The organism is Neisseria oralis, assembly GCF_045062685.1.
Classification (GTDB): domain Bacteria; phylum Pseudomonadota; class Gammaproteobacteria; order Burkholderiales; family Neisseriaceae; genus Neisseria; species Neisseria oralis.
In genome coordinates, this window is the sequence record NZ_JBJGEB010000112.1 from 1 (window position 1) to 238 (window position 238).

1 protein-coding gene is annotated in these 238 nt (G+C 52.5%); it reads left to right on the top strand.

The features are described from left to right. Nucleotides 1–17: 17 nt before the first annotated feature. Nucleotides 18–238 (top strand): ATP-binding cassette domain-containing protein (locus ACI43T_RS12275; RefSeq protein ID WP_405387407.1); only part of this gene is annotated, 221 nt, incomplete at its 3' end.

The following is a 238-nucleotide window of genomic DNA, read 5'->3' on the forward strand; positions in this document are numbered from 1 at the left end:
GCCCCATATCTTTTGCCATGCACACCTTATTTCAAATCTGTAATCTTTCCGTCCGCGTCCAAGACAAAACCCTGCTTGAAATCGATCAACTGAATATACCTTCGGGCATGACTGTCATTATTGGCCCGAATGGTGCGGGCAAATCTACTTTGCTGCGGGCCTTAATCGGGCAAACAGGGCAGGGGGGAATCACGCTTTTCGGTGAGGCCGTTACGCCGCAAATCCGCGCGGGCAGGGT